Origin of the sequence: Ilumatobacter sp. (genome assembly GCF_046290335.1) — a bacterium.
In the GTDB taxonomy this organism is placed as follows: Bacteria; Actinomycetota; Acidimicrobiia; order Acidimicrobiales; family Ilumatobacteraceae; genus Ilumatobacter_A.
Genome location: NZ_JBKAGH010000001.1, coordinates 250,430 through 276,166, shown reverse-complemented (window position 1 = coordinate 276,166; position 25,737 = coordinate 250,430). Strand labels below are relative to the sequence as shown.

The 25,737-nt window shown below is 66.6% G+C and carries 23 protein-coding genes; 7 read left to right on the top strand and 16 right to left on the bottom strand.

All coding sequences use genetic code 11. The annotated features are described in order from the left end of the window. Window positions 1-32: 32 nt before the first annotated feature. Both der and ACE37B_RS01170 read right to left on the bottom strand, forming a co-directional pair. Window positions 33-1,445, bottom strand: a complete 1,413-nt coding sequence (gene der, locus ACE37B_RS01175) for a ribosome biogenesis GTPase Der (RefSeq protein WP_409921460.1) — start codon at window positions 1,443-1,445, stop codon at window positions 33-35. Beyond that, entirely contained in the window at window positions 1,442-2,875 is a 1,434-nt protein-coding gene (locus ACE37B_RS01170) for a DUF512 domain-containing protein (RefSeq protein ID WP_409921459.1), read from the bottom strand. The genes der and ACE37B_RS01170 overlap by 4 nt, the downstream gene beginning before the upstream one ends. 47 nt (window positions 2,876-2,922) lie before the next feature. Between ACE37B_RS01170 and ispH the strand changes: the two genes are divergently transcribed. Continuing rightward, a complete protein-coding gene (ispH, locus tag ACE37B_RS01165; protein ID WP_409921458.1) occupies window positions 2,923-4,023 on the top strand; it encodes a 4-hydroxy-3-methylbut-2-enyl diphosphate reductase in 1,101 nt (366 codons plus the stop codon). A gap of 90 nt (window positions 4,024-4,113) precedes the next feature. On the opposite strand, the gene ACE37B_RS01160 is transcribed toward ispH, so the two are convergent. The 3 genes from ACE37B_RS01160 to ACE37B_RS01150 are packed head-to-tail and all read right to left on the bottom strand — an operon-like array spanning window position 4,114 to window position 6,638. Beyond that, a complete protein-coding gene (locus ACE37B_RS01160) occupies window positions 4,114-5,325 on the bottom strand; it encodes an acyl-CoA dehydrogenase family protein (protein ID WP_409921457.1) in 1,212 nt (403 codons plus the stop codon). A 48-nt stretch (window positions 5,326-5,373) separates the two neighbouring features. Then, entirely contained in the window at window positions 5,374-5,928 is a 555-nt protein-coding gene (locus ACE37B_RS01155; RefSeq protein WP_409921456.1) for a flavin reductase family protein, read from the bottom strand. 41 nt (window positions 5,929-5,969) lie between these two features. Further along, window positions 5,970-6,638, bottom strand: coding sequence for a transglutaminase family protein (locus tag ACE37B_RS01150; protein WP_409921455.1), 669 nt, complete (start codon window positions 6,636-6,638; stop codon window positions 5,970-5,972). A gap of 105 nt (window positions 6,639-6,743) precedes the next feature. On the opposite strand from ACE37B_RS01150, the gene ACE37B_RS01145 reads away from it, so the two are divergent. From ACE37B_RS01145 to ACE37B_RS01135, 3 genes are read left to right on the top strand one after another with little or no spacing between them, the layout of a single operon-like run. Next, the gene (locus tag ACE37B_RS01145; protein WP_409921454.1) at window positions 6,744-8,297 is read left to right on the top strand and encodes an AMP-binding protein; all 1,554 of its coding nucleotides are present in this window, start codon (window positions 6,744-6,746) and stop codon (window positions 8,295-8,297) included. After that, window positions 8,294-9,061, top strand: coding sequence for a glycerophosphodiester phosphodiesterase family protein (locus ACE37B_RS01140; protein ID WP_409921453.1), 768 nt, complete (start codon window positions 8,294-8,296; stop codon window positions 9,059-9,061). The genes ACE37B_RS01145 and ACE37B_RS01140 overlap by 4 nt, the downstream gene beginning before the upstream one ends. Window positions 9,062-9,083: 22 nt before the next feature. Further along, window positions 9,084-10,673 (top strand): gamma-glutamyltransferase family protein, encoded by a 1,590-nt coding sequence (locus tag ACE37B_RS01135; RefSeq protein ID WP_409921452.1) that lies wholly within the window; start codon window positions 9,084-9,086, stop codon window positions 10,671-10,673. Window positions 10,674-10,727: 54 nt separating this feature from the next. Here the strand turns inward: ACE37B_RS01135 and ACE37B_RS01130 are convergent, their stop codons facing one another. The 6 genes from ACE37B_RS01130 to ACE37B_RS01105 all read right to left on the bottom strand — a co-directional run bounded on the left by ACE37B_RS01130 (window position 10,728) and on the right by ACE37B_RS01105 (window position 16,699). Next, window positions 10,728-11,909 carry an LLM class flavin-dependent oxidoreductase gene (locus ACE37B_RS01130; protein WP_409921451.1) on the bottom strand — a complete coding sequence of 394 codons (1,182 nt, stop codon included), beginning with the start codon at window positions 11,907-11,909 and terminating at the stop codon, window positions 10,728-10,730. A gap of 146 nt (window positions 11,910-12,055) precedes the next feature. Continuing rightward, entirely contained in the window at window positions 12,056-13,243 is a 1,188-nt protein-coding gene (locus ACE37B_RS01125; protein WP_409921450.1) for a hypothetical protein, read from the bottom strand. Between the two features lie 71 nt (window positions 13,244-13,314). Continuing rightward, complete coding sequence (locus ACE37B_RS01120; protein ID WP_409921449.1) at window positions 13,315-14,244, bottom strand: ABC transporter permease; 930 nt, start codon at window positions 14,242-14,244, stop codon at window positions 13,315-13,317. Next, window positions 14,241-15,017, bottom strand: a complete 777-nt coding sequence (locus tag ACE37B_RS01115; protein WP_409921448.1) for an ABC transporter ATP-binding protein — start codon at window positions 15,015-15,017, stop codon at window positions 14,241-14,243. Before ACE37B_RS01115 ends, ACE37B_RS01120 begins: the two co-directional genes overlap by 4 nt. 55 nt (window positions 15,018-15,072) lie before the next feature. Then, complete coding sequence (locus tag ACE37B_RS01110; protein ID WP_409921447.1) at window positions 15,073-16,323, bottom strand: amidohydrolase family protein; 1,251 nt, start codon at window positions 16,321-16,323, stop codon at window positions 15,073-15,075. Next, window positions 16,316-16,699, bottom strand: a complete 384-nt coding sequence (locus ACE37B_RS01105) for a VOC family protein (RefSeq protein WP_409921446.1) — start codon at window positions 16,697-16,699, stop codon at window positions 16,316-16,318. The genes ACE37B_RS01110 and ACE37B_RS01105 overlap by 8 nt, the downstream gene beginning before the upstream one ends. Window positions 16,700-16,756: 57 nt before the next feature. On the opposite strand from ACE37B_RS01105, the gene ACE37B_RS01100 reads away from it, so the two are divergent. Continuing rightward, the gene (locus ACE37B_RS01100) at window positions 16,757-17,983 is read left to right on the top strand and encodes a hypothetical protein (protein WP_409921445.1); all 1,227 of its coding nucleotides are present in this window, start codon (window positions 16,757-16,759) and stop codon (window positions 17,981-17,983) included. Here the strand turns inward: ACE37B_RS01100 and ACE37B_RS01095 are convergent. Further along, window positions 17,946-18,776 carry a creatininase family protein gene (locus ACE37B_RS01095; protein WP_409921444.1) on the bottom strand — a complete coding sequence of 277 codons (831 nt, stop codon included), beginning with the start codon at window positions 18,774-18,776 and terminating at the stop codon, window positions 17,946-17,948. The two genes, ACE37B_RS01100 and ACE37B_RS01095, sit on opposite strands and share 38 nt — an antisense overlap. A 61-nt stretch (window positions 18,777-18,837) precedes the next feature. Between ACE37B_RS01095 and ACE37B_RS01090 the strand changes: the two genes are divergently transcribed. Together ACE37B_RS01090 and ACE37B_RS01085 are read left to right on the top strand one after the other, a co-directional pair. Continuing rightward, window positions 18,838-20,379, top strand: coding sequence for a phytoene desaturase family protein (locus ACE37B_RS01090; protein WP_409921443.1), 1,542 nt, complete (start codon window positions 18,838-18,840; stop codon window positions 20,377-20,379). 64 nt (window positions 20,380-20,443) lie between these two features. Further along, the gene (locus ACE37B_RS01085; protein WP_409921442.1) at window positions 20,444-21,514 is read left to right on the top strand and encodes a site-2 protease family protein; all 1,071 of its coding nucleotides are present in this window, start codon (window positions 20,444-20,446) and stop codon (window positions 21,512-21,514) included. 15 nt (window positions 21,515-21,529) lie between these two features. On the opposite strand, the gene ACE37B_RS01080 is transcribed toward ACE37B_RS01085, so the two are convergent. From ACE37B_RS01080 to ACE37B_RS01065, 4 genes are read right to left on the bottom strand one after another with little or no spacing between them, the layout of a single operon-like run. Further along, window positions 21,530-22,027: a phosphoribosyltransferase gene (locus tag ACE37B_RS01080; protein WP_409921441.1), complete on the bottom strand. Its 498-nt coding sequence runs from the start codon at window positions 22,025-22,027 to the stop codon at window positions 21,530-21,532. 29 nt (window positions 22,028-22,056) lie between these two features. Beyond that, window positions 22,057-24,375, bottom strand: coding sequence for a xanthine dehydrogenase subunit D (gene pucD / locus ACE37B_RS01075; protein WP_409921440.1), 2,319 nt, complete (start codon window positions 24,373-24,375; stop codon window positions 22,057-22,059). Then, a complete protein-coding gene (locus tag ACE37B_RS01070) occupies window positions 24,372-24,860 on the bottom strand; it encodes a (2Fe-2S)-binding protein (protein ID WP_409921439.1) in 489 nt (162 codons plus the stop codon). Before ACE37B_RS01070 ends, pucD begins: the two co-directional genes overlap by 4 nt. Further along, the gene (locus ACE37B_RS01065) at window positions 24,857-25,723 is read right to left on the bottom strand and encodes an FAD binding domain-containing protein (protein WP_409921438.1); all 867 of its coding nucleotides are present in this window, start codon (window positions 25,721-25,723) and stop codon (window positions 24,857-24,859) included. The genes ACE37B_RS01070 and ACE37B_RS01065 overlap by 4 nt, the downstream gene beginning before the upstream one ends. Between the last annotated feature and the right edge of the window lie 14 nt (window positions 25,724-25,737).

The following is a 25,737-nucleotide window of genomic DNA, read 5'->3' as shown; positions in this document are numbered from 1 at the left end:
TCGCGCATTCCTCGCACCACGGCATCGTCGACCTACGATTTCTTGCGGACACGGATCTTGATCGCCGTCGAGCCGAGACCGAACTCTTCGCGAATCGTCCGTTCGATGTAGCGCAGATACGTCGACTGCAATTCCTTGTTGACGAACAGGGTGAACGTCGGCGGATCGATCGCTCCCTGCACGGCGTAGAGGATCTTCGCGCCCTTCGGTGCCGGTGCGCGCTGCTGTGCGGCAGCGATGACCTTGTTGACGTCACGGGTCGGCACACGGGTGTGGTACTGCGCGATCGACTCCTGGAGATGCGGCCGCAACTTGTCGACGTTCTTGCCGGTCAGCGCCGAGATCTTCAGGATGGGGACGTCGCCGACGAAGGCGAGTCGGCGCTGCAGTTCGGCCAACACGTCCAGGCGTTCTTCGGTGCCGACGAGTTCCCACTTGTTCAGCACGATCAGAATCGGGCACCCCGAGGCGTCGATGCGCTCGGCGAGACGCTGATCCTGGCTCGTGACGCCCTCGGTGCCGTCGATCACGAGTAGCGCCACGTCGGCATCGTCGAGCGCCCGCAGCGCTCGCACCATCGAGTAGTACTCGGCCGAGTCGTCGATGCGGCCCTTGCGACGCATGCCGGCGGTGTCGATGAACACCATCGGCCCGTCTTCGGTCTCGACCAGCGTGTCGATCGCGTCGCGCGTCGTGCCGGCCATGTCGTGTACGACCGCGCGATCTTCGCCGACGAGTCGGTTGAACAGCGTGCTCTTGCCGACGTTGGGGCGACCGATGATCGCAACACGCGGCGGCACGATGTCGTCGTCGTCCCAGGTCTCGCCTTCCTCGAACTGGTCGTCGTCGTCTCGGTCAGGGACGCGTCGGGCCTCCTCGGGGAATCGCTCGATCACGACGTCGAGGAGGTCGCCGGCTCGGCGTCCATGGAGCGCGCTGACCGGGACAGGGTCGCCGAGGCCGAGGGAGAGAAACTCCCACCGGTCGGTCTCGCGGCGTTCGTTGTCGGCTTTGTTGGCGACGACGATGACGTCACGTTCCGAGCGACGCACCCAGTTGGCGATGGCCTGGTCGTCGTCGGTCAGCCCGACCGACCCGTCGACCACGAACAACACGACATCGGCCTCGCGCACCGCTTCTTCGACCTGGCGGCTCACCTTGGCGTCGAGCGCGTCGCCATCGGGCATCCACCCGCCGGTGTCGACGACGAGGAACGGCACCTCGAGCCAACTCGCCTCGAGCACCTTGCGGTCGCGGGTGATGCCGGGGCGGTCTTCGACGATCGCCTGCTGGCTCCCGACGACGCGGTTGAACAGCGTGCTCTTGCCGACATTGGGGCGACCGATGATCACCACCGTCGGGAGCTCGGTGTCCGGGACGGCGGCGAGTTCCTCGGAGCTGATCTCGACCGGCCCGTCCTCGTCGTGCTCGGAGAGATCGGTCATGGCGTTCCTTCCAGTGCCGCCCGCAGCGCGATGCCGTCGGTGGCGATGACCTCGACAGGGCGAGGGAGTTCGGCGACGGTCACGCCGTCGAGAAAGCGGCCGTCGTCGGACAGGCAGACGTCGGGCAAGAAGTAGCGATGCCCCATCGGCTCGGCAGCGAGGACGCGGCGGAGATCCTCGCCGGTCATCAAGCCGGTCACGCCGGTGTTGCCACCGAAGAAGTGATTCTCGACGGTGAGCACTCGGATGTCGGAACGACCGAGTGATTCGATCAGCGGGCCGATGACGGCCGCGCCGAGCGGCCCGGTGAGCACACCGATCGGCGCCGTGCGACGCGGCGAGAGCGACACGGAGGCGACATCGCCCGAGGCCGTCGCCGCCGACGTGGTGCCGCATCCGCCCGGCGTGCGCAGTCCCGTGTAGGCGGCGGGGTTGGGCGGCCCGTCGACGGCGGCGAAGAAGCCACGCTGGGGGCCGGTGGCGTGCACGGTGTGCCCGTGGAACTCGCGCTCGAAGGTTCGCGCCATGCCGATGCCGTCCTCGTGCATCGGGAAGCCGTCGTATCGCTCGGCGTCGGGGAACGGGACGCCCGCCATCAGGTAGTACTCGTCGGCCGCGTAGACCATCCGACGGCCCAGCGTGGCCGAGAACACGTCTTGCCAATCGGTGACCGCGTCGACGATGGCGCGTGCTTCGTCGAGCGTGTGCAGGCGCATCGCGGCTTCGCCGTTGAACTTGGAGATCCCGAGCGGCACCACGGCGACGGAGTCGAGCTCGGGGTACTGGTCGAGCACGCCGGCCATCGTGTCGTCGAACACGGCACCGTCGTTCACGCCGGGGCACACGACGACCTGCCCGCGCACGGTGATCCCGTGGTCGAGGAGCGCTCGAAGCCATCGCAGGCTCATCGCACCGCGCGGGTTCTTCAGCATCTGGCTGCGCACGTCGGGATCGGTGGCATGGATGCTGACATGTAGCGGCGAGAGACGCTCGGTGATCACGCGTTCGAGGTCGGCCTCGGTGAAGCGCGTGAGCGTCGTGAAGTTGCCGTACAGGAACGACAAGCGGTAGTCGTCGTCTTTCAGGTACAGCGAGCGCCGCATTCCCTTCGGCAACTGATAGATGAAGCAGAACTCGCAGTGGTTGTCGCAGGTGCGGACTCGGTCGAACACCGCGCTCGACACTTCGACTCCGAGCGGCGCGCCCTCGGCCTTCTCGATCGACATCGACAGCTCGAGACCGCCGCGCAGCACATCGAGTTCGACCTCGGCCTCGTCGGTCGCGAGCTGCCACTCGATGATGTCGCGCGGAACATCGCCGTTGACGCGAGCGATTTCGTCGCCAGCGAGCAACCCCGCCTGATCAGCCGGCGACCCGGGCGCGACGGCGACGACGAGCGGCGCGAGCGATCGGGTCGAGGTGGCAGACATGGGCACGTCAGGCTACCGGCGCACCGGCCGGGTAGATTTGTACCGACATGACTGACGAGTCTGCCGCGGTTCGCTCGACCGCTCCCCTTCCCGACCCCGACAGCCCGATGGTCGAACTGGTGCTCCTGGCCGAGCCCCGAGGCTTCTGCGCCGGCGTCGAGATGGCGATCAAAGCGCTCGCTTGGATGGTGCGCAGCTTCCCGACGCCCATCTACTGCTTCCACGAGATCGTGCACAACAAACTCGTCGTGCGCCGCTTCGAGGAACAGGGCGTCGTCTTCGTCGACGACATCGCCGAGGTGCCGCCCGGTTCGCCGATCATGCTGTCGGCGCACGGCTCCGCCCCCGAGGTGCTGCGTGCGGCTCGTGAGCGCGGCTCGTACGTCGTCGATTCGGTGTGTCCGCTCGTCACGAAGGTGCATCACGAGGTCAAGGTGCGGGCGGGCAAGGGCTATCGGATCGTGTACGTCGGTCACGAAGGGCACGAAGAGGCGGTCGGCACGATGGCGGTGGCACCCGATGCCATCGACCGTGTCGAGTCGCCCGCCGACGTCGACGCACTGCCCGACACCGACCTGCCGGTCGCGCTCTTGGCGCAGACGACGCTGTCGCATCGCGACTGGGAAGACGTCGCCGTGCGGGTGAAGGAACGCTTTCCCGACGTGTGGACTCCGGGCCGGAGCGACCTGTGCTTCGCCACCACGAATCGGCAGGCGGCGATCGAGGAACTCGCGCATCGGTGCGACGTGATCATCGTGATCGGGTCGTCGAACTCGTCCAACACGGTCGCGCTCGAGCGGCTCGCTCGCCACGAAGGCTGCGACACGGTCTACCGGGTGAATTCGGTCACCGAACTGCCGGCTGGTATCTCGGGCGTGGTCGGCGTCACCGCTGGCGCGTCAGCTCCGGAGGAATTGGTCGAACAGGTCATCGAGTTCCTCGCACCCCGCAGCGGGGTCGAACTGGTCGTCGTCACCGACGAGGACGAGTACTTCCCGCCACCGCGCAACATTCGCGAACTCCAGGCGTCGATCGAGGACGCCTCGACGGTGCTGCTCGGCGGCAGTCTGCTCGACCGCCCGGCGATGGACGACCGCCACCTGGGCGCGAGCCACGTGCTGGCGAGCTTGGCGAACGTCAACTTCTGACTCTCGACCAGCGATTCCGATCTCGGCCCCAGATCACGCCAGGTGCTGGCAAGGAATCGGGCCGAGATCGAAAATGCAGCGAGACCGGAATCAGTTGCGAGGGATCTCCGACCAGGGAACTTCGCGGTCGACGCGGACATCGCCTGGCAAGCCGAGTACGCGCTCGCCGAGGATGTTGCGCATGACCTCGCTCGTGCCGCCCTCGATCGAGTTGGCGCGAACCCGCAGGAACGCCTTCTGGGGCGTGTCGGAACCCATCGCAGTCTCGGGGCGGATCATCTCGTAGCTGCCGTAGAGCAGGGCGTCGGCGCCCATCAGGTCCATGACCTTTTCGTAGATCTCCTTGTTGAGATCGGCCGAGGCCATCTTGCCGATCGAACCCTCCGGGCCGGGATCGCCCATCTTGCGGTTCTGACTGGCGCGGATGTTGGTCAGGCGGGCGACTTCGGCTCGCGCCCACAACGACATCACCTCGTCGAGTCGCGACGGTGTCTTGAGCGACGCGTCGGCCTCCTGCCAAGCCTTGACGAGGGCGCCGATCGTGCCCGAACCCTTCGAGGGGATCGTGCCGCCGATCGACACCCGCTCGTTCATCAGCGTGGTCAGCGAGACGCGCCAGCCGTCGCCGGGCTTGCCGAGCATCTCGGATTCGTGGATGCGGGTGTCGGAGAAGAAGACCTCGTTGAACTCGGCTTCGCCGGTCATCTGACGCAACGGACGCACCTCGACCGTCGGATCCTGCATGTCGACCACGAACGCCGTGAGGCCCGCGTGCTTGACCGCCTGTGGGTCGGTGCGCACGATCAACAACCCCCACTTCGACAGGTGCGCGAGGGTGGTCCACACCTTCTGGCCGTTGCAGATCCACTCTTCGCCGTCGCGCACACCCGTGGCCGACAACCCGGCGAAGTCGGAACCCGAGCCCGGTTCGGAGAACAACTGACACCACACCTCTTCGCCGGTGAACATCGGCCGGAGGTACCGGGCCTTCTGCTCGTCGCTCCCCCACGCCACCACCGTCGGACCGCACATACCGTGACCGATCGGGTTGCGGATCATCGCGTTGGGCCCACCGGCAGCCTGGACGCGTTCGTTGATCATGCGCTGGAGCTTCGGTGTCAGGCCCAGTCCGCCGCTGCCTTCGGGGAAATGCACCCACGCCAGACCGCGGTCGAACTGCGCTCCGAGGAACTCGGCAGGCGATGTGTTCTTCGGCGGGAACTGTTCGAGCAGGTCATCGAGCAGGTCGCTCACCTTCTGCTCGTCGGCGTTCAGCGTGGGGGCGGCGTCGGTCATCGTCATGTCGCACAACGTAGTTGTCATGTGCAATCAACCGAGAAACCGAGCGGGCTACTCCTGTGTCGAGACCCGTTCGAGCAGTTGGTCGCGGATGCTGACACCCGGCTCACGAGCCTTGTCGCCGGTCACGCGCCAGCCGAGACGACTCGAGTACAGCAAGGGCGGGTCTTTCAGGCGGTTGGGCTGCACTTCGACGACTCGGGCGAAGAACAACTCGTGGTCCTCCATCGGGGTGATCTGGAAGGTCTCACAGCGCATCCACGCGATCGCGTTCGGGACGACCGGAAGGCCACCATCGTGGCCTGGCCACGTCGTGACGTACTCCTCGGCGACATAGCGCATCTTGTGGCCCGGATAGCTGAAGTACTGCCCTTCGCTGATCTGGTCGGCCCCGAGGATGCTCACGGAGAACTCTCCGGATGCCACCATCAGCGGGTGGGTGTCGTGTTTCGGCGACACGCTCGCCATCACGATGGGTTCCTCGAAGCTGACCTGGGTGACCCAATGGCTCGTGTACGCCCGGGCGACGCCGTCGTGCGCCGCACCGACGACTTCGACCCCCTTCATCATCTGCCCCAGGCATTGCTTGATGTCTCGATCGATCACGGTGTCGTTCCTCTCGGTGTTTCGATTCGGGGTTTCGGTGGTCAGTTGAAGATGGCCGACGCTGTGGCGATGTCGTCGGCTTCGGATTCGGCGAGTTGCGGGATCTGGGCGCGCATCTGCATGACGAGTCCGAGCCGGAGCCCGTCGGATCGGCTCTGGAAGATCGCCCGCAGGTTGTTGAGCATGCGAACGACGATCTGCTGAGCGAGCGTCGGATCGAGGTATCGGTCGCTCCAGGGAACCTGCTCGCGGGTCAGCTGCTCGAACAGGCGCCGGGCGCCGCCGTGATCGAGTTCGGTGCCGCCCGCGAAGGCGTCGTAATAGCGGATCGGGCCGTCGACGGTGCGCACGAGGAAGTGGGCGGGCATCCCGACCCCCACGAGCGGTACGCCCACGCGCCGACCTACTTCGATCATCAGGACCGACAGGCTGATCGGAATGCCGATACGCGTGTCGATCACCCGATCGAGACACGAGTTGCGCCAGTCGTAATACGCGGACGTGTTGCCCCGGAACCCCAGCTCGCCGAACAGGTAGCGAGCGATGCCGTCGGCCGTTGGCGTCGTGCACTCGGCGGCGAGAAGATCGAGGCGGCTCAACCAGTCGGCCTCGTCGAGCGGGGCCTGGAGCGCGCTCGACATCGCCACGCACGCAGCGTCGAGACGGATGTCGGCGGCGTTCATCACCTCGGCGAATCGTGCGACGCTCACGCACAACGACGCTACCTGCGACCCGTCCGGCACCCCTCTACTCTCGCCACGGCGCTCGACGCCCGTCATGACTCTTCAGGGGTCGGTCGACTACGTTTCGGCTCCATGTTCCCCGGTGCACACCTCGAGACCCACGCCGACAAACCTGCCCTCATCATGGGCGGCTCCGGCTTCACCCAGACGTACGCGGAGTTGGACGCGGCGGCGAATCGTCTGAGCCATCTGCTGCGCTCCGCCGGGCTGAATCCGGGCGATCACATCGCGATCTGCATGGAGAACCACGATCGGTACCTGGAGATCATCTGGGGCTGCCACTACGCCGGCCTCGTGTACACAGCGGCGTCGTCGCGGCTGCAAAGCGCCGAGCTCGAATACATCATCAACGACTGCGGCGCCCGCGCCTACATCACCTCGAAGTACAAGTCCGAACAGGCCGCTGAGATCGTCGCAGCGACCCCGAACGTCGAGCTTCGACTCATGCTCGACGGCACGATCGACGGTTACGAGAGCTACGAGCAGGCCGTCGCCGCGCAGTCGCCCGAACCGCTCGACGAAGACCGCGTCGCCGGCATGGACATGCTGTATTCCTCCGGCACGACCGGTATGCCGAAGGGCATCTCCCGGGCGTTCCCGAACGAACCGCTCGGCGAGTTCAACAACGGGGTGACGACGCTGGCGGCGATGCTCTTCGCCGTCGACGACACCAAGCGGTACCTCTCCCCGGCGCCCTTCTATCACGCTGCTCCGCTGCGGTTCTGCATGTCGATGCACGCGCTCGGCGCGACCATCGTCGCGATGGAGAACTTCGACGCGGAGAAGTATCTGGCGCTCGTGGACGAGCACAAGATCACCCACAGCCAGGTGGTGCCGACCATGTTCGTCCGCATGCTCAAGTTGCCCGAGGAAACCCGTAACCGCTACGACGTTTCGTCGCTCGAGTGCGTCATCCACGCGGCGGCGCCGTGTCCGGTGCCGACGAAGAAGGGCATCATCGAGTGGTTCGGCCCGGTCGTCCACGAGTACTACGCCGGTTCCGAGGGCAACGGGTTCGTGTATTGCAACAGCGAGATGTGGTTGGCGCACGAAGGCACGGTCGGCATGCCGATCAACTGCACGCTGCACATCTGTGGCGACGACGGCGACGAGGTCCCGCAGGGCCAGTCCGGCACGGTGTTCTTCGAGGGCGGTGCTGAGTTCGAGTACCACAACGACCCGGAGAAGACGAAGAGCTCGCGGCATCCGTTGGGCTGGTCGACGCTCGGTGACGTCGGCTACGTCGACGAGGACGGGTTCTTGTACCTGACCGACCGCAAGGCGTACATGATCATCTCGGGCGGAGTGAACATCTATCCGCAGGAGGCCGAGAACGTGCTCGTCACGCACGAGAAGGTGATCGACGTCGCCGTGTTCGGCGTGCCCAACGACGATTTCGGTGAAGAGGTCAAGGCCGTGGTGCAGCCCCGTGAGATGCCCAAGGACGACGCCGAGGCGCAAGCGCTCGCGGGCGAGTTGATCCAGTTCTGCAAGTCCAAGCTCGCCGACGTCAAGTGCCCGCGCTCGATCGACTTCCGCGACGAACTCCCCCGCCACCCGACGGGCAAGCTGTACAAGCGGTTGCTCAAGGACGAGTACTGGAAGGCCGCAGGCCGCAGCATTTGAGCACTTCTCGTCATCCGTACCTCGATCATCCGGGGCCGATTCCCTTCGCTCATCGCGGCGGGACCTCCTCGGCCCCCGAGAACACCATGGCGTCGTTCGAGCATGCCTGGGCGCTCGGCTACCGGTATCTCGAGACCGATGTGCACCGCACGATCGATGGTGTCCTCGTCGCGTTCCACGACGCGGACTTGCGTCGGACGTGTGGGATCGAACGCACCATCGCAGAGATGACCTCATCTGAGGTGGCTGACGCGCGTGTGCGCCACATCGACGGAACGACGTATCCGATTCCGTTGATGACCGAGTTGCTCGATCGGTTCCCGCAGGCGCGATTCAACATCGACGCGAAGGCGGACGAATCGATCGAGCCGCTCGCCGAACTGGTTCGACAGCGCGGCCTGATCGACCGCGTGTGCCTCGCGTCGTTTCAGCTGCGCCGTCTGCGCCGTCTGCGCTCGCTCCTCGGTGCCAATCTGCTCACCAACATGAGCCCACCCGAGATCGCACCGCTGCTCGCACTCGGGCGGACGCCGGGTCGTTCGCCCCGGGTCGCTCAGGTGCCGATCCGGATGGGGCGGGTCACGGTGGTGACCGAGCGATTCATCGCAGCCGCACATCGCCAAGGAATCGATGTGCACGTGTGGACGATCAACGAGCGCAGCGAGATCGAACGTCTCCTCGACCTCGGCGTGGACGGGATCATGACCGACGACACCGACGTGCTGCGCGCCGTCTTGATCGAGCGCGGTCTCTGGTCCGCATGAACGGGTGACGTAGCGTCGAGGCATGTCATTGGCCAATCCTCCGTTTCGTTCGGTGCGTGCACCGAATCATCTGGTCGCGTCCTCCGACCAACTCGCGACGTCGGCGGGCGTGGAGACCTTCGCCCGCGGCGGGAACGCGGTCGACGCAGCCATCGCCACCAACGCTGCGATCGCGGTGACCGGCCCGCACCTGTGCGGCCTTGGTGGTGACCTCCTCGCCTTGGTGTACGTCGACGGCGAGATCGTCGCGCTCAACGCGTCGGGCCGGGCCGGTTCGGGCGCCGATGCCGCTGCGCTGCGAGCAGAGGGGCACACCGAGATGCCGTTCCGCTTCGACATTCGCTCGGTGACGATGCCCGGATGCGTCGACGGGTGGATGGCGCTGCACGAGCGGTTCGGGTCGCTGCCGCTCGAGACGGTGCTCGCGCCGGCGGTCCGCCTGGCAAACGACGGATTCCCGGCGAGTCCCCTGCTGATCGGTGCCCTGCATCTCGCGACCGAACGCGGTCGGGAGAACCTGCGGGAACTGGCCGACCAGGCCCAGTCGCGAGGACGACGAGTGCGCCGGCCGGGCGTGGCCGCTGCGCTCGCCGGGATCGCCGCGGGTGGCCGCTCGACGTTCTACGAAGGGGCGTTCGGCGAGGGGCTGGTCGAGCTCGGCGGTGGGCTGTTCACCGACGACGATCTACGCCAGGTGCAGGCCGACTGGCAGACACCGTTGTCCGCCGACGCCTTCGGCGTGACATTGCACACCACGCGACCCAACTCGCAGGGCTATCTCGCGCTCGGCGGCGCACGGCTCGCATCCCAGCTCGATCTCCCGGCGGACCCGGACGACGAACGGTGGGCGCATCTGTTGATCGAGGCGGCAGTCACTGCTGGTCGTGATCGACCGCAGCGGTTGCACGAGGCTGCTGACGGGGACGAACTCCTCGACATCATCGACGGTCGACTCGACGAGATCGACCCCGCGTCGGCCAGTAGAACCACTGCGCCGACACGCGACGGTGACACGACGTATCTGTGTACCGCAGGTCGCAGCGGGGACGGCCGCGAGATGGCGGTGTCGTTGATCCAGTCGAACGCGAGCGGCTTCGGGAGTCACCTCGTCGAGCCGAACACCGGCATCAATCTGCACAACCGGGGTATGGGATTCAGTCTGATCGACGGGCATCCGGCCGAGTTCGGACCGGGCCGACGTCCTCCGCACACGCTGTTGCCGATGGCTGCCACCGACGACGGAGCACTCGTCGCGGTGCTCGGGACCATGGGCGGCGACGCGCAACCGCAGATCATGTTGCAGTTGGCCGCTCGACTGTTCCACCATCGTCAGAGTCCAGCTCGGGCCATCGCTTCCGGTCGGTGGGCGCTCAAGGGCGCAGCGACCGGCTTCGACACGTGGATTTCGCCCGGTGGCCCTGGCGTCGCAGTGGAAGGCCACGCGCCGGGCTCATGGGTCGCCGATCTCGCCGCGCGAGGACACCGCACATCGGGCTCGCCCGAATGGGACTCCGGATTCGGCCACGCCTGTGCGATCGTCTCCGGCCGAGACGGCATGTGGGTCGGCTCCGCCGATCCCCGCTCTGTCATCGGCTCCTGCGCCGGCGCGTAAGGCGTCAACCAGGCGTCAGACATCACGTCACCACGTTGACGTCACGGTGCGTGGTCAGGTGAGGAGCGGCTGGACTTCTTCTTTGAAGCGGGCCATCTGCTCGTCGGCCTTCTTGTAGCTGTCGCCGAGCAGGTGCGGGAAGATCGTGATCGATTCGAAGCCGAGCAGGTCTTTCAGGAACTGGACCTCCTCGGCGACCTTCTCCGGAGGTCCGACCAGGATCGTCTTGTTCTCGATCGACTCGTCGAGGGTCGGGATGAGTCCCGGAGGAGACGGCTTGCCGTCGGGACCCATGTAGCCGCGGCTCCACCCATACGGACCGAGGAACTTCCAGAACTCGTCGTGGCCGGCGAGCGCGGTCTCGCGGGCCTTCTCCATCGTGTCTTCGATGCGTGTCGACACCACCAGCATGCGCTTCTCGTGCGGCTGGAGTTCGACACCGTCGTGCGCTGCTGCGTACTTCTCGCCGTAGGTGTCCCAGAAGCGCTTGATGAAGCTGTAGTGCTGGTTCCAGAACACGGCGCCGTGCCCGACCACGGGCACGTAGTCGAGGGTGGGAGGTGACGTGACGGCCTGCCAGATCTCGTACGGGTAGATCGGACGTGGGACGAGGGTGAGGTCTTGGACGGTCGAGCCGCGGTCGGGAATGCCCGGAATCGGGATCTGGAAGTGCTTGCCCTGGAACGAGAACGTCTCCTGGCTGAGCGCTCGGCGGACGATCTCCATGGACTCTTCGAAGATCTCGCGGTTGTAGATGTCGGCGGCCGCCTGATCGGGGTTGTCCTGCGAGCCGATCGACACGCCTTTGTCGTTCAGATGCAGGACTTCACGTGGGACGGTGCCACGCCCGACGCCGAGCATCGCCCGACCGCCCGACAAGTTGTGCAGCGTCGAGAAGTCCTCCGCCAGTCGCATCGGGTTCCACTGCGGCACCACGTTGAACATCGCGCCGAATCGCAGCTTGGTCGTCTGCGCGGCGATCCACGTCGAGATCAACAGGCCGTTCGGGATGATCTCGTAGCCCTCGTACTGGAAGTGGTGTTCGGTGGTCCAGAACGAGTCGAACCCGAGGCGCTCGGCTTCGATCGCCGAGTTGACGTAGTCGAGCGTGGCGTTCCAGCACTCTTCGTTCGAGTACCGGCGATCCATCGGGTTGGGCAGGCCGGCGCCTGCGTCGGTCATCTCGACCCCACCGAAGAAGAATGCGCCGACCTTGAGATCTCGTGCTGCGACCATGCGCCCATGATCGCGCACGAAGGTCCCGCGAGAACACAACGAGAGGAACATTCCCGCGTGGTTTCATGCGCCCGAAACCAAAAACGACAGAGTGGGTCAGACCCACTCTGTCGCTTTTGGTTGTGTTCGGTTGCGGTGCTACTGCGTCAGCGGCCGGGGGCGTCGGCGCAGTACTTGTCGGTGAAGATGCCGTCGATGCCGTCGGCGATCTCCGTGCCCTGATCGGCGTAGATCGGGGCGAGGATGTCGTACAGCGTCTGCAGGCGGTCCTCGTCGAGGCTGCAGTAAGTGCCGTCAGCGCTGTTGAGCGCGTAGCCCTCGGACTCGATCAGCCCCATGCCAGCTTCGTTGAGGCCTTCGCTGAGCGCCCAGAAGCCGTCATGCTCCTCGTTGATCGTGATCAGGCGGTCGGTCACCGGCTTGGGGTCGGCGAGGAAGTCGATCCACGCCTGCTGCATCGCCGGAACGAGCACCTGCAGGCACTCGTCGAGCTCCTCGGCCCGGCTCTGGAGCATGGTGATCACGGCCGGGTAGTTCTCGAAGCCGAGTTCGCCCACCGTGTAGAAGCTGACGTCCGCCGGAGCGCCGTCCTTCCAGGCGATGTCGTTCTCGTACTTGTAGATCTCGTTGGTCGCGAAGCCCTGCTGGAAGAAGGTGCCACCATCAGCCACCCAGGCGCCGTCGGAGCCGTCGTAGCTCGGGTTGCTCTGCTCCGCCGTCATCTGGCCTGCACTGATCATGTAGTCGATGTACGACGTCCCCGGGAAGTGGAGGACCTGCGCGCCCGTGGCGGCGATGTCTTCGGGTGACTGAATGTCGTGCAGCGTCGGATCCCACATGACCATCTGCGGGTCCTGGTCGAGGGTCTTGGCGATGCCGACGAGCGGGATCGCACCGGAGTCCTTGATGATGTCGCTGGACGTGATGTAGGCCATGTCGGCGTCACCGTCGGCGAGCACCGAGGCGTTCGACTTGTCGAAGTTGACGGTGCGGATCTCGATCGTCTCGAGACCGCCGACCGCATACTGCGGCTGTACCGGACCGGAGTACGAGACGGTGTCCTTGCTCGCCGTGCCGCCCGGGCCGATCAGTTGGTAGGTGCCGCCGTGCTCGAGTTCGGGGAACCAGTCGGTCTGGATGACCAGGTTCGACGGGCACACGGCTGCTGCTTCGTCGGCGGGCTCGTCGGCGGCCGCTTCGGTGTCGACCGGCTCGTCGGCGGCCGCTTCGGTGTCGACCGGCTCGGCGGCCGGTTCGTCGTCGGAGCCACATGCCGTGATGGCGATGGCGGCGACGGTGGCGAGGGCGATGGCCCTCGTGGTGGTTGCCTTCATGATGATCTCCCCCTGTGGAACAGGTGTTGTGGTGCTGGTGGGTGGGTTGGTGGCTCGTCCGGGGCTGAGGTTCAGCCCTTGCCGGCCGAGTCGTGCCAGTCACGGATGGCACGAGTGGTGATCGCTCCGACGATCAGGAACATGACCACACCGAACAGCGATGCGGTGATGGTGCCTGCGAGCATGTCGGGGCGATCAGCGGCCGCCTGTTGGCGGACGCGAATGAAGAATCCGATGCCCTTGTCGCCCTGGTTGAAGAAGAAGTCGGCGACGATCGCGCCGATCACGGCGAGGCCGGAAGCGATACGGATTCCGGTCATCAGCGCCGGAATGGCGCTGGGGAGTTCGAGCTTCCACAACCGGGTGAGTCGACTGGTCTTGTTCAACGTGAACAGGTCGTGGTGCAGTCGGTCGGTCGACTGCAGGCCGAACAGCGTGTTGGTGATGATCGGGAACACGGCGATCAGGAAGACCACGGCGAGGCGAACACCGAGGCGGTCGCCGAAGACCTGTGTCAGCAGCGGCGTGATCGCGAGGATCGGAATCGTCTGCGCCACGACCGCGTAGGGGAAGATCGCCCGCTCGAAGTACTTCGACATGTTCATCACGACGGCGATGAGCACGCCGACGACGATCGAGATGCCGAGGCCGAGCAGGGTGACCTTCACGGTCGGCCACATGTAGCCGAGGATCTCGCGAGTGCCCTGGCGTTCGTCCCAGAACGGGAGGAAACCGTCCTGGATGACCTCGTGAGGATACGGCAGGGCATTGCGACGCTGGAACGCCTGCTCGAACGCGAGCGTGGAGTACAGGTACCAGACGCCCAAGAACAGGGCGAACATGATGACCGGAGGGAGGAAACGCCCGATGAACCCGTCGCCGCGGCGACGCTGGGTGCCCGGCGGGGTGAGCGGGGCCGTCGGAGGCGAAGACGCCGGTGCCGCCACCGCAGCTTGTGGCAGAGCGCTCGAGGCGTCGATGTCGTCGTCGAAGGTGGTCATTGGTGCGCATCCTTCAAGTCGTCGTTGATCTGCCCGCACAGTTCGGCGAACTCGGCCTCGAATCGCAGGTCGTGCGGACGGTCGGTGCCGAACGGCACCGCATAGTCGCCGATGATGCGGCCGGGGCGGGTCGACATCACGAGGACTCGCGTGCTCAAGAACACGGCTTCGGCGATCGAGTGGGTGATGAACAGCGCTGCGAACCGCTCGGCAGCGAACAGGCGCAGCAACTCGTCGTTCAGGAACTCGCGGGTGATCTCGTCGAGCGCCCCGAAGGGTTCGTCGAAGAGGAACACGCTCGGGTTCAACACGAGTGAACGCGCCAGCGAGCAACGCATCTTCATGCCGCCCGACAGCTGCTTCGGGTATTTGGCCTCGTGGCCGACGAGGTTGACCAACTCGATCGCTTTCGCAGCCCGGCGGGCCCGTTCGGCTTTGTCGATGCCGTGCAGTTCGGCGTTGAGTTCGACATTGCGTTGCACGGTCCGCCACGGCAACAGGGTCGGGTCCTGGAAGACGTAGCCGATCGAGTCGCGATCGACCCGACACCCGCCCGTGTAGCCGGTTTCCAGACCTGACGCGATGCGCAGGAGTGTCGACTTGCCGCATCCGGACGGACCGACGACGGTGGTGAACTCCCCCGGGCGTACCGAGAAGGACACGTCGTCGATGGCGTGCGTGCCGTCGGGAAAGACCATCGACAAACCGTCGAACTCCAGGCTCGCAGCTCCGATGTCGCCCAGGGGCGCAGCATGTTGATCGACGGAGGTCATGCGCGGCTGACTATAGCCCTGCCATTGCCCCGGCTCCGTCCCGCGGCTGTGAACATCACGTTTCGACGAGGCGCCGTCGGCCAGCCCGCCACACCCATCGATCGGTGGGGCCCATGGCAATGGCCTCGCGAACGCTGCCCGCCGGCACGGCGAGCAGGTCGGCCGGTGCGCCGATACCCAGCCCACCGGTCGACGCTGCGTTCGTGATGTCGCCGACGTCCAGGCCGAGCGCCATCGCGGAGTTCGTCGACACCGACGCCCAGGCATTTTCGGGCAGCAGGTGGCTCGTCATGATCATCAGCCCCGCGGTTTCGAACGCGCACGCACGACCGACCGGATTGAACGGATCCTGCAGATTGTCGGCGCCGGCGGCCACGTTGACCCCGGCGCGACGGAGTGCGTCGACGGCGGTCAACGCTCGCGGCATCGGGGCGGTGCCGCGCCCCTGGAGGAACAAGTTGGTGTGCGGGAGTGCGATCACGTGGATGCCAGCTGCAGCGACGCGCTCGGCGGTCTCTTGCTGCGCGTCGACCGTCCGTTGACCGAGGCTCACGCAGTGGCTGGCGGTTGCGGGAAGATCGAAGCCGGACATCACCCGGGCGGCCAGAACATCCAGTCCGTTCGACGACGGGTCGAGCGTCTCGTCGGTGTGGAGGTCGACCCCGCGGCCGAGGTCGACGGCGATCTGCAGCAACTCGTCGGTCGCCGCCTCGATCGTGCCCGAGTCGTCGATCACCTCGAGGTGCGGACACCCGCCCACCAGGTCGGCGCCCCCGTCGATCGCCGCCCGCAGCAGCGCCCGATGGTCGGCACCGGCCATGCCGCTGACCGGCCAGCCGCAGAGCGCGACGATCTCGACGTCGATCAGGTCGCTCACACGCCGCCGGACCTCGGTGAGCGCTTCGATCGAGCGAAGTCCGTGCTCGGCGGTGACGTCGGCGTGGGTGCGTACCGCCCGATATCCGTTGGACGCCATCAGGCGTGCCGCCCGCTCGGCTCGTTCGATCGTCTCGTCGACGGCGAGAAGGTGGCGGCTTGAACGCATTGCGTCGATGGCCCCGATCAGATCGCCGGTCGGGTTCGTGACGACTTCGGCGAGAAACGCCTTGTCGAGGTGAGCATGAGGTTCGACGGCGGCCGCCAGGAGCACTCGGCCCGAGAGATCGACGCGAGTGACTGCGGGACCGCTGCGGGCGTCGAGGTCGGAGCCGACGCCAGCGATCGTGCCGTCGGCTGCGATGAGGACGTCGGCGATCTCGCCCGTCGACAGCGTTGCGGAGGTGAGGAGTTGAGCGGCGTCAGGCATCGTCGTGAGAGTACGGCAGCTGGTCCACGTACGCGCAGAGATCGAAAGGGTTCCCGTCCGGGTCGACCAGGTTCACGATCGAGCCGTACGACTCGTGACGAGCGTCGCCGAGAGAACGCGCTCCCAGCGAGATCAGACGCGCCCACTCGACGTCGAACTCGTCTGGGGTGCAGGCCACATCGAGGTGAAGCGACCCCGGTCGTGTCACGCCGCGTTGGATGCCGATTCGTCGTACGCCATCGGCGGAGCTGAGCACGATCCAGCGGTCGACGTCTTCTCGCTCGGTTTCGATCAGGTCGAGCGCTGCCGCCCAGAACCGGGCGAGTTCGTCGGTCGCCGGCGAGTCGATGGTCACCAGGTCGAACGAAATCGGCATCGACGAAGCCTACGCAGGTGACCGATTCGCTGCAGTGGCTGTTCCTACACTGCTGCCGTGCTCGTGAATCCGACGACGACTGGCCGCAGGCGCTGCGCCCTGCTCGCTCTGGCTGGGATGCTCGCAGCGTGCTCCGGAGGTGGCGATGACGTGGTGGTGGACGGTGACGATGCCGCCCGCCCGACCACGACCGCTCCTGCCGACTTCGTGCAGGTCGCCACGACCGCTCCCGAACGACCGACGTTCGCCGACGGGCCGCTGAGCGAGGTGTGCCCGAGCGTCATCTCGATCCAGCTCGACGACCTCCCGTCGGTCGAGCATGGGCCGCTGATCGCGCTGCTCGGCCCGGATGCTGCCGTCGACCCGTCCACCGGTCGCGCCACGGCCACACTCGTCCGCCCGGACGGGACGATCGAGGACGGGGTCGAACTCGACATCCGTGTCGGCGGCCCGGTCGTCGACTTCCGCCGACCGCTCGATCTGCTCGCATCCGACCCGACGCTGCTGATCGCCCAGGCCTCGACCGAGCAGCTGCTCCGGGGGCTTGCGGAAGCGGAGCCCGCATCGGTCGAGAGCGTGTCGGTGGCCGCGCTGACCGACCGCAGCCACCGGATGATCATGTGGGATCCAGCGACGTACCCGACGGCATCGTCGATCGCCGACCTGGGTGCCCTCGACGTGGAGATCCGTCACCAAACCGCCGATCCGTTCATCGAGTACCTCGTCGATCAGGGCATCGTCGACACCGATCAGCTCGTCGACGGGTTCTTCGGCGAACCCGCTCGCTTCGTCGCCGAGGCGGGGGCCAGTGCGCAACAAGGCGATGTGCTCGTCGATCCGGCGCTTTACCCGGCGCTGCCGCAGTGGGGGCAGGAGATCGCGTTCTCGACCGCGTCCGACGCCGGCTGGGTCGGCTACGACGACCACCTGGTCGTGCGCCGCGCCGACATAGCGACGCTCTCCGCGTGCCTCGGACGCCTCGTTCCGATCGTCCAGGACGCGATCGTCGCGTACGTCGAGGATTCCACCCCGATCAACGCCACCATGATCGAAATGCGCGCCGCTTTCGATCCGCTGTCGAGGTTGAGCGTCGACATCCTCGATCGTGCCGTGGCCGACGGGGTGGCTGCCGGCGTGTTCGCGAACGGAGCGGACGGCGCAGTTGCGAGCGTCGACACGGCACGCGTCGACTCGTTCCTCACGGCGCTCGCGGCCGACGGCGCGGAGGTGGCGGTCACCGACATCGTCACGAACGATTTCGTTCGCCCCGATCGTTCGCTGTGATCGGGAGTTCGAATCGAGCGATCTCGGCCAGCGCGTCGCTGAACGCACTGACGGCGGCGCCGAAGATCTCCGCGCCGCGGTCGGCGGAGGCTCCGGTCGGATCGCCGATGTGGCCGTCGGGGCCGAAGTCGTCGGACAACCAGCCGAATCCGACCTTGCCGCCGAAGCGAACCTGATCGAAGGTCGTGAGCGACTCCGGGACGTTGCGAGTCGCCACCGACATGTCGACCAACTCTGGTGCGAGATGCAGCATCAACGAGGTTTCGTCCGCTCCCCCGTGGATCCCCATGCCGAGCTCGGAGGCTGCCGACTCGCCTCCCTGATCGGGCGGGACGCCGGGATGCGCGAGGAACGTCATCAGCCCGTGCGCGAGGCGGATCTCGCGGTTCGCGACCCCGACGAGCGCCGAGTTGCCGCCGTGCCCATTGAGGAAGACCAGCTTGCGCGCACCGGTCGTGGCGATGCACCGGCCGATGTCGTCGAGAACGGCGAGCAAGGTGGTCGCCGACAGCCAGATCGTGCCCGACGACCACGCGTGTTCGTTGGACTTGGTGTAGGCCAGGGGCGGGAGCAGCCACACGTCGAGATCGGCGCCAACACTGCGTACGGCGGCATCGGCGACGCGGTCGGCGATCAGCAGGTCGGTGTTGAACGGCAGGTGCGGCCCGTGTTGTTCGACCGCGCCGAGGGGCTGGACGATGATCGAGTCGGCGGTGACGCACTGCGCCATGTCCGGCGCGCGTAGTTCGTCGAGGCGGCGCGAGGTGATGGCTTGATCGGAGGGAGGCGACACGCCGCCACGATACGGCAGTCGATCCAGCGCGTTGCCCACCTTCGGTGTGAGAATGGCCGCGATGACGACAGCTGGCGACGACTACGACGCCGTGGTGATCGGGGCCGGGCACAACGGTCTCGTCACAGCGGCCTACCTCGCTCGGGGTGGGATGCGCACACTGCTGCTCGAAGCACGCGACACGGTGGGCGGCACCGCAGCGTCGGAGGGGTTCGCCGGAGCGACGGTCAACATCTGCAACTGCGACCACCTCACATTCCGCACGACGCCGGTCATGACCGAACTCGACCTGGCGTCGCACGGCCTCGTCTACCAGGACCTCGACGCTTCGCAACACAACGCCAGCTGGAGCGATGGAGCGGGCGGGCGGACGTGGACCGCGTATCACGACCTCGATGTGACCCTCGACGAACTCGCCGCCGTGCACCCGGGCGAGGTCGACAACTATCGGCGGTACGTGACCGCGGCCTCCCCCGCCATTCGCATGATCTTCGAGGCGGCCGCTGAGCCGCCGACGCTGCGATCGCTGACGACGCTGGCGCTGCGGCGACGCCTGGCTGGCGCGCCGACCCTGCTGCGCTGGAGCCGGCGGAGCGCGGCGGACGTGCTGCGGTCGTTCTTCCACACCGACGCGATCCTGGGTCCCGGTGCCGTCACCGGTCCGATGGTGTGGGGCATCTCGCCCGAGTTCGACGGCACCGGCCTCGGTGCGCTCACGCATGCGATGCGTCATGTGGCGACCGTCGGCCGTCCGGTCGGCGGGAGCGGAGCGGTTCCCGACGCGCTGCTGTCGTCGTTCGTCGCGCATGGAGGCGAGGTGCGGGTCTCGTCACCCGTGACCGAGATCCGTTGCAGTGGCGAGTCGGTGAGCGGTGTGACGCTCACCGACGGGACGCAGATCTCCGCGCCGGTCGTCGTGTCGGCCTGCAACCCCCACGACACGTTCCTGCGGTGGCTGCGCCATCCGCCCCGCAGTGCACAGCGGCTCCTCGATCGATGGAGATCGATCCCCCATGCCGACGGCTACGAGTCGAAGCTCGACCTCGTGCTCGATCGGGAGCCTCGACTCCTCGACGACGAACGCTCGTTGGGACCGACGACCGTCATCGCCCCTGATCTCGGCTCGATCCATCGGGCCTACGAGTTGATGGGTCTCGGAGAGGTCCTGGAGCGTCCGGCGTTGCTCGTGAACGCGCCAACCGTGCTCGATCCGACGATGGCGCCGCCGGGTCGTCACGTGCTGAGCATCGAAGCGTTGTTCACCCCGTACGGCCTCACCGGCGGCTGGGCCGACTCGCCGGAACCACGTCGCTGGCTGGAGGCGTTCGCACAGCGCTGTGAGCCCGGTCTCGTGGAGTCGATCGTCGACTGGCGAGCGATGACCCCTGATCGTTACGAACGCGACTTCCACCTGCCGGCTGGTCACGCGACGAGCTTCGGAGGCGGACCGCTGGCAGCGTTGCGCAACGCCAACCCGGAACTCACGAAGTACCAGACTGCTGTCGACGGGTTGTTCCTCACCGGCGCCGCGACGTTCCCCGGTGCGGGCGTGTGGGGAGCGAGCGGGCGCAACTGCGCGTCGGTGGTGCTGCAGACACGGTGAGACCGCCGAAACCCCGCGCAGCGCGCAGTGGAATGCTCCGTCGGGATCTACGGTTGGAGTGAACATGCCCACTGGTTCTCTTCATCTCGGTCGTATCGGGGGCATCCCCATTCGTGCGCACTGGTCGATGGCGCTGGTCGCTGCGCTGTTCGGCGTCAACCTCGCTGCGAGTTTCGGACTCGTCCCCGGTCTCGCGGCGGTCGTTGCCTTCTTCGTGTCGATCCTTGCGCACGAACTCGGGCACGCCTTCGTCGGCCGCCGGTACGGCGTCGAGACCGAATCGATCGACCTGTGGGCGCTCGGTGGTGTCGCTCGCCTCGACCGCGAGCCGCCGACACCGCGCGCTGACGGGTTCATCGCCGTGGCCGGCCCGCTGGTCAGCTTGCTGATCGGTGCCGTCATGATCGGCGTCGCCATCGTGACGTCGTCGCTGGTCGTCGGCTGGATCGGCGTGGTCAATCTGGCGCTCGCCGTGTTCAACATGTTGCCGGGGGCACCGCTCGACGGTGGCCGCGTCGTTCGCGCCGTCCGTTGGGCCAAGACCGGCAATCGGTTCCGAGCGAGCCGTGACGCCGGCAATGCGGGCCGCGTGCTCGGCTGGAGCATGACGATCATCGGCCTGGCGATGATGCTCTACGGACTGCCGGGCGTGTTCATCGCGATCACCGGCGTGTTCATCGCGATGAACGCGAAGGCCGAGATCATCGGCAGCTACATCAGTGAGCAGTTCGACGGCATCAAGGTGCGCGACCTCACGTGGTTCGGCGTGGCCCATGCCGGCGACGACGTCGACGCAGACTCGATGATCTGGAACCGGTCTCGTCTCGGCGAAGCGGGTGCCGTGGCACTCGACTCCAACGGCGACGGACAACTCGACGGCGTCGTGCTCGAAGAGTCGCTGTGGGCGATTCCGGTCGAACAGCGCGCGATGGTCATGCTCAACAGCTTGATGGTGCCGTTCAACCAGACGGCCCAAGCCGACCCTGACGACGACCTGTCGAGCGTCCTGTCACGGATCAACCCGATCCGGCCGATCGTCACCGTGTGGAAAGACGGCAAGCTGCAGGGAATCGTGCCGCCCGCCAAGCTCCAGGAGCGTTTGCGAGCCGCTCAGCAGGTCGCGTTCGGTCGCTGAGCGGCGCGTCGGACCTCAGGCTTCGGGAACGAAGCCGTCGCGGGTGGCGATCGGGGGCTTGTCGCTCCACGGAAAGTTGATCCATTCGTCGGTGCGCTTCCAGATGTAGTCGCACTTCACGATCGAATGCGACTTCTCGTACAGCACCGCGGTACGCACTTCGCCGACCTTGCCGTCGCAGAACTCCTCGACCGACTTGAGCGTGTTGCCGGTGTCGGCGACATCATCGACGATCAGGATCTTGCCGTTCGACAAATCGACGAAGTCGGGAGCGGGCGGAAGGATCCGCGGGACGTCGAGCCGCTCGTCGATACCGGTGTAGAACTCGACGTTCATCGTGTAGACGTTCTTGACCGAGAGCGCGTAACCCATCGCTCCACCGGGAAGCAATCCGCCTCGGGCGATCGCGAGGATCATGTCGGGCTCGTAGCCGTCGTCGGCGACCATCTGCGACAGGTCGCGTGTGGCTTGGCCGAACATGTCCCAGGTCATGATTTCGCGCACTTCTGACATGGCGGTCGAACCTACACGCTGACCGGGCGTCAGAGACAGATGTCGGAGGGCCGGACCGGCACGCGGTCCAGGGGTCGTTCGACACCTGCCTGGCGGAGTGCGTCGCGGATCGCTGCGACGACGGCCGGCGTCGAGCTGATGCACGGCGGCTCCCCGACGCCCTTCGCGCCGAGCGGCGCGTGCGGGTCGGGTTGTTCGATGAGCGTCGCGACGACCGGTGGCATGTCGAGGAACGTCGGGAGCAGGTAGTCGGTGAAGTTGCCGTTGCGGATCACGCCGTCGATCTGGATGATCTCCTCCATCACGGCGAGGCCGAGCCCCTGTGCGATGCCGCCTTCGATCTGCCCGATCACCGACAGCGGGTTGAGTGCGTTGCCGACGTCTTGCGCTGTCGCGATCTGTACGACCTTGACGAGGCCGAGTTCGGGGTCGACGTCGACGACGGCACGATGTGCCACGAACGCGAACGCCGTGTGACAGTTGCCCTGGCCGTTCTCGTCGAGGTCCTCGGTCGGAGGATGCCGGTACTCGACCTCCTCGTCGAGTTCCAGGCCAGCGGTCGCCACCGCAACGGGGATGCGGAGATCGCCGGCTGTGTCGACGACGTCGGTCCCGTCGATCATCAGGCGGATCGGCTCGATGCCGTGAGCGGCGCCGACCGCTTCGAACAGTCGCTCGCGCACGGCGCGACACGCAGCATCGACCGCTCCCCCGCTCATCCACGTCTGGCGCGAGGCCGAAGTGGATCCGGCGGAGCCGATCTGGGTGTCGATCTGGTCGAGCACGACGTCGTCGACGCCGAGCACGGTGCGGGCGATCTGCGCGGCGATCGTGACGAAGCCCTGGCCGACTTCGGCGGTGGCGAACTTGAGCGTGGCGACCCCGTCGGCGAGGTGGCATCGTGCCGTCGAGTAGTCGTCGAACGCCTCGGAGTACATGAGGTTCTTGATGGAGACACCCCACCCGATGCCCCGAACGACGTCGACCGCATCGGCGGTGCGACCGGCGCCACCGGGCAGCTTCATCGCGTCGATCGAGCCGTCGGCCAAATCGTGCCCGCCGACGGGCTCGTCGGGAAGCGGCAATGCGGCCGTTTCGCGGATGCACTCCTCGACCGGTGCGACGTTCAACACGGGCTGGCCGGTCAGCAAGGTGTCGCCGGTACGCATGGCGTTGCGGAGTCGAATCGCGACCGGGTCGAGTCCGCACGCGTCGGCGAGTCGATCCATCTGGGACTCGTACGCGAAGCAGGCCTGCACGGCTCCGAAGCCGCGCATCGCTCCGCACGGGAGATGGTTGGTGCGCACGGCATAACCGTCGATCAGCCCGTTGGGGCAGGCGTACGGTCCCTGCGCCATGGTGATGCCGTTGGCGAGCACCGCCGACGATGTCGACGCGTAGGCGCCGCCGTCGAACACGAACCGGGCTTCGACCTTGACGAGGCGTCCGTCGGCGTCGGCGTGGTGGCGCATCCAGATCGTCGCCGGGTGACGGTGGACGTGCCCCAGGAAACTCTCGCCACGGCTGTAGGCCATGCGCACCGGTCGGCTCAACCGCAGAGCGAGCAGACAGGTGTGCACCTGCAAGCTGATGTCTTCGCGTGCGCCGAACGCACCGCCGACGCCGCCCAGCACCAGCCGGACCTTCTCCTCGGGCATGTCAAGACACGCGGCGATCTGCGTCTGGTCTTCGTGCAACCACTGGGTGGCGACGTGGAGTTCGACCCCGTCGCCACCGGGGTCGGGGAACGCGATCGCCGCTTCGAGACCGAGGAAGGCCTGATCCTGCATGCCGATCTCATAGGTGCCTTCGACGACCACCTCGCCGACCGCGTCGACATCGCCGTGCACGATGCGCTGATGCCGGATGACGTTGCCGTCGGGGTGGATCGGGTCGACGTCGCCGGAGATCGCCACTTCGGGATCGAGCAGCGGTGGCAGCACCTCGTAGACGACCTCGATGGCGCGCAACGCACGTCGTGCGGTGTCGGGGTCGGCAGCCGCCACCGCCGCGATCGGCTCACCGACATAGCGCACCACATCGGCCGCGAACACGGGTTGGTCTTGGCTGATCAGTCCGTAGGTGAGCTTGCCCGGCACGTCGTCTGCGGTGATGATCGCTTCCACTCCGCTGATCTTCCAGGCGGCGGCGAGGTCGATCGACACGATGCGAGCGTGAGGATGCGGGGAGCGCAACGTGGCGCCGAACAGGCAGCCGTCGGCCGACAGGTCGGACGAGAACTCGTAGGTGCCCTGCACCTTGGGGATACCGTCGGCGCGAACCGGTGAATCACCGATCGTGCCCGGCCGGATCGCCGTCGAGGTGGAGACGTGCTCGACGATGCTCATGACCGGACCTGCGACGAGCGGGAGACGGCGACGCGCTGGACGGCGTCGAGGATCCGGCCGTAGCCGGTGCACCGGCACAGGTTGCCGGACAGTTCTTCTCGGATCTCGGTGTCGGTCGGCGTGTCGACTCGATCGAGGAGATCGTGGACCGCCATCACGAGGCCCGGGGTGCAGAAACCACACTGGACCGCCCCGGCGTCGACGAACGCCTGCTGCACGTCGCTGGGTGCTCCGACCGGGGCGATGCCTTCGATCGTGACGATCTCCTGGCCCGTCGCCGTTGCGGCCATGACGAGGCAGGAACACACCAACTCGCCGTCGACCATCACGCTGCATGATCCACATTCGCCCTGCGTGCACGCACCCTTCGCGCCCATCAGGCCGATCCGATCGCGCAGGACGTCGAGGAGGCTCTCGCCCAGCCACGAGTCGGCCACGTCGTGGTCGCGGCCGTTGACCCTCAGGGTGAAGAGTTCGTTGCTCATGCTGCAGCTCCTTCGATCTCGATCGCTCGCCGTGCCAGACGGCGCGCCAGGATGCCGACGGCGTGTCGGCGATAGTCGGCAGTGGCTCGATGATCGGTGATCGGTCGGCTCGTCGCGCTGACGAGGTCGCCGAATCGAGCGATGGTGGCGGCATCGACGGTGAGCGACGACCAGTCGATCGCCTCGGCCAGCAGGTGCTCGGCGTCGGTGCAGCGCACGATGGTGGGGCCGACCGAACCGAGCGCCACGGCAATCCGACGCCGCTCGACGTCGACGGCCAGACATGCGCTCGCCACTGCGATGACCATGGCGTTGCGGATGCCGACCTTGGCGTAGCCCTGCCAACCGGCCGCGACGGGCATCGTGATGTCGGCGATGACTTCGCCGGGTCCGATCGCCGTCCGCTTGACACCGACCATGAACTCGCCGACCGGCAGCGTGCGCTCACCGCCGGCCGAGACCAGTCGGACCCGCGCGTCGAGGGCGGCCAGCACCGGGAGACCGTCACCGGCCGGTGAACAGGTCCCGAGGTTGCCGCCGAGGGTGCCGGCGTTGCGGATCTGAGGTGAACCGACGGTGCGTGCCGCCTCGGCGAGCGCCGGGAGTAGCTCGGCGAGGGGCGGCTGCATCATCTCGGTGTAGGTCACACCGGCACCGATGGTGACCGTGCCCGCTTCGACGTCGTGGCGCCAGCTGCGCAACTCGGCGACCCGGTTCAATGCAATCACCGAGTCACCCGGACGTCGATGACCGTCGTTGATCTCGACCATGGCATCGGTGCCGCCGCCGAGCAGCATGGCTGCCGGGTCGTCCGCGAGGAGAGCGACCGCATCGGCCAGCGTGGAGGGAACTGCCACCGTCATGGGTTGCGATTGTA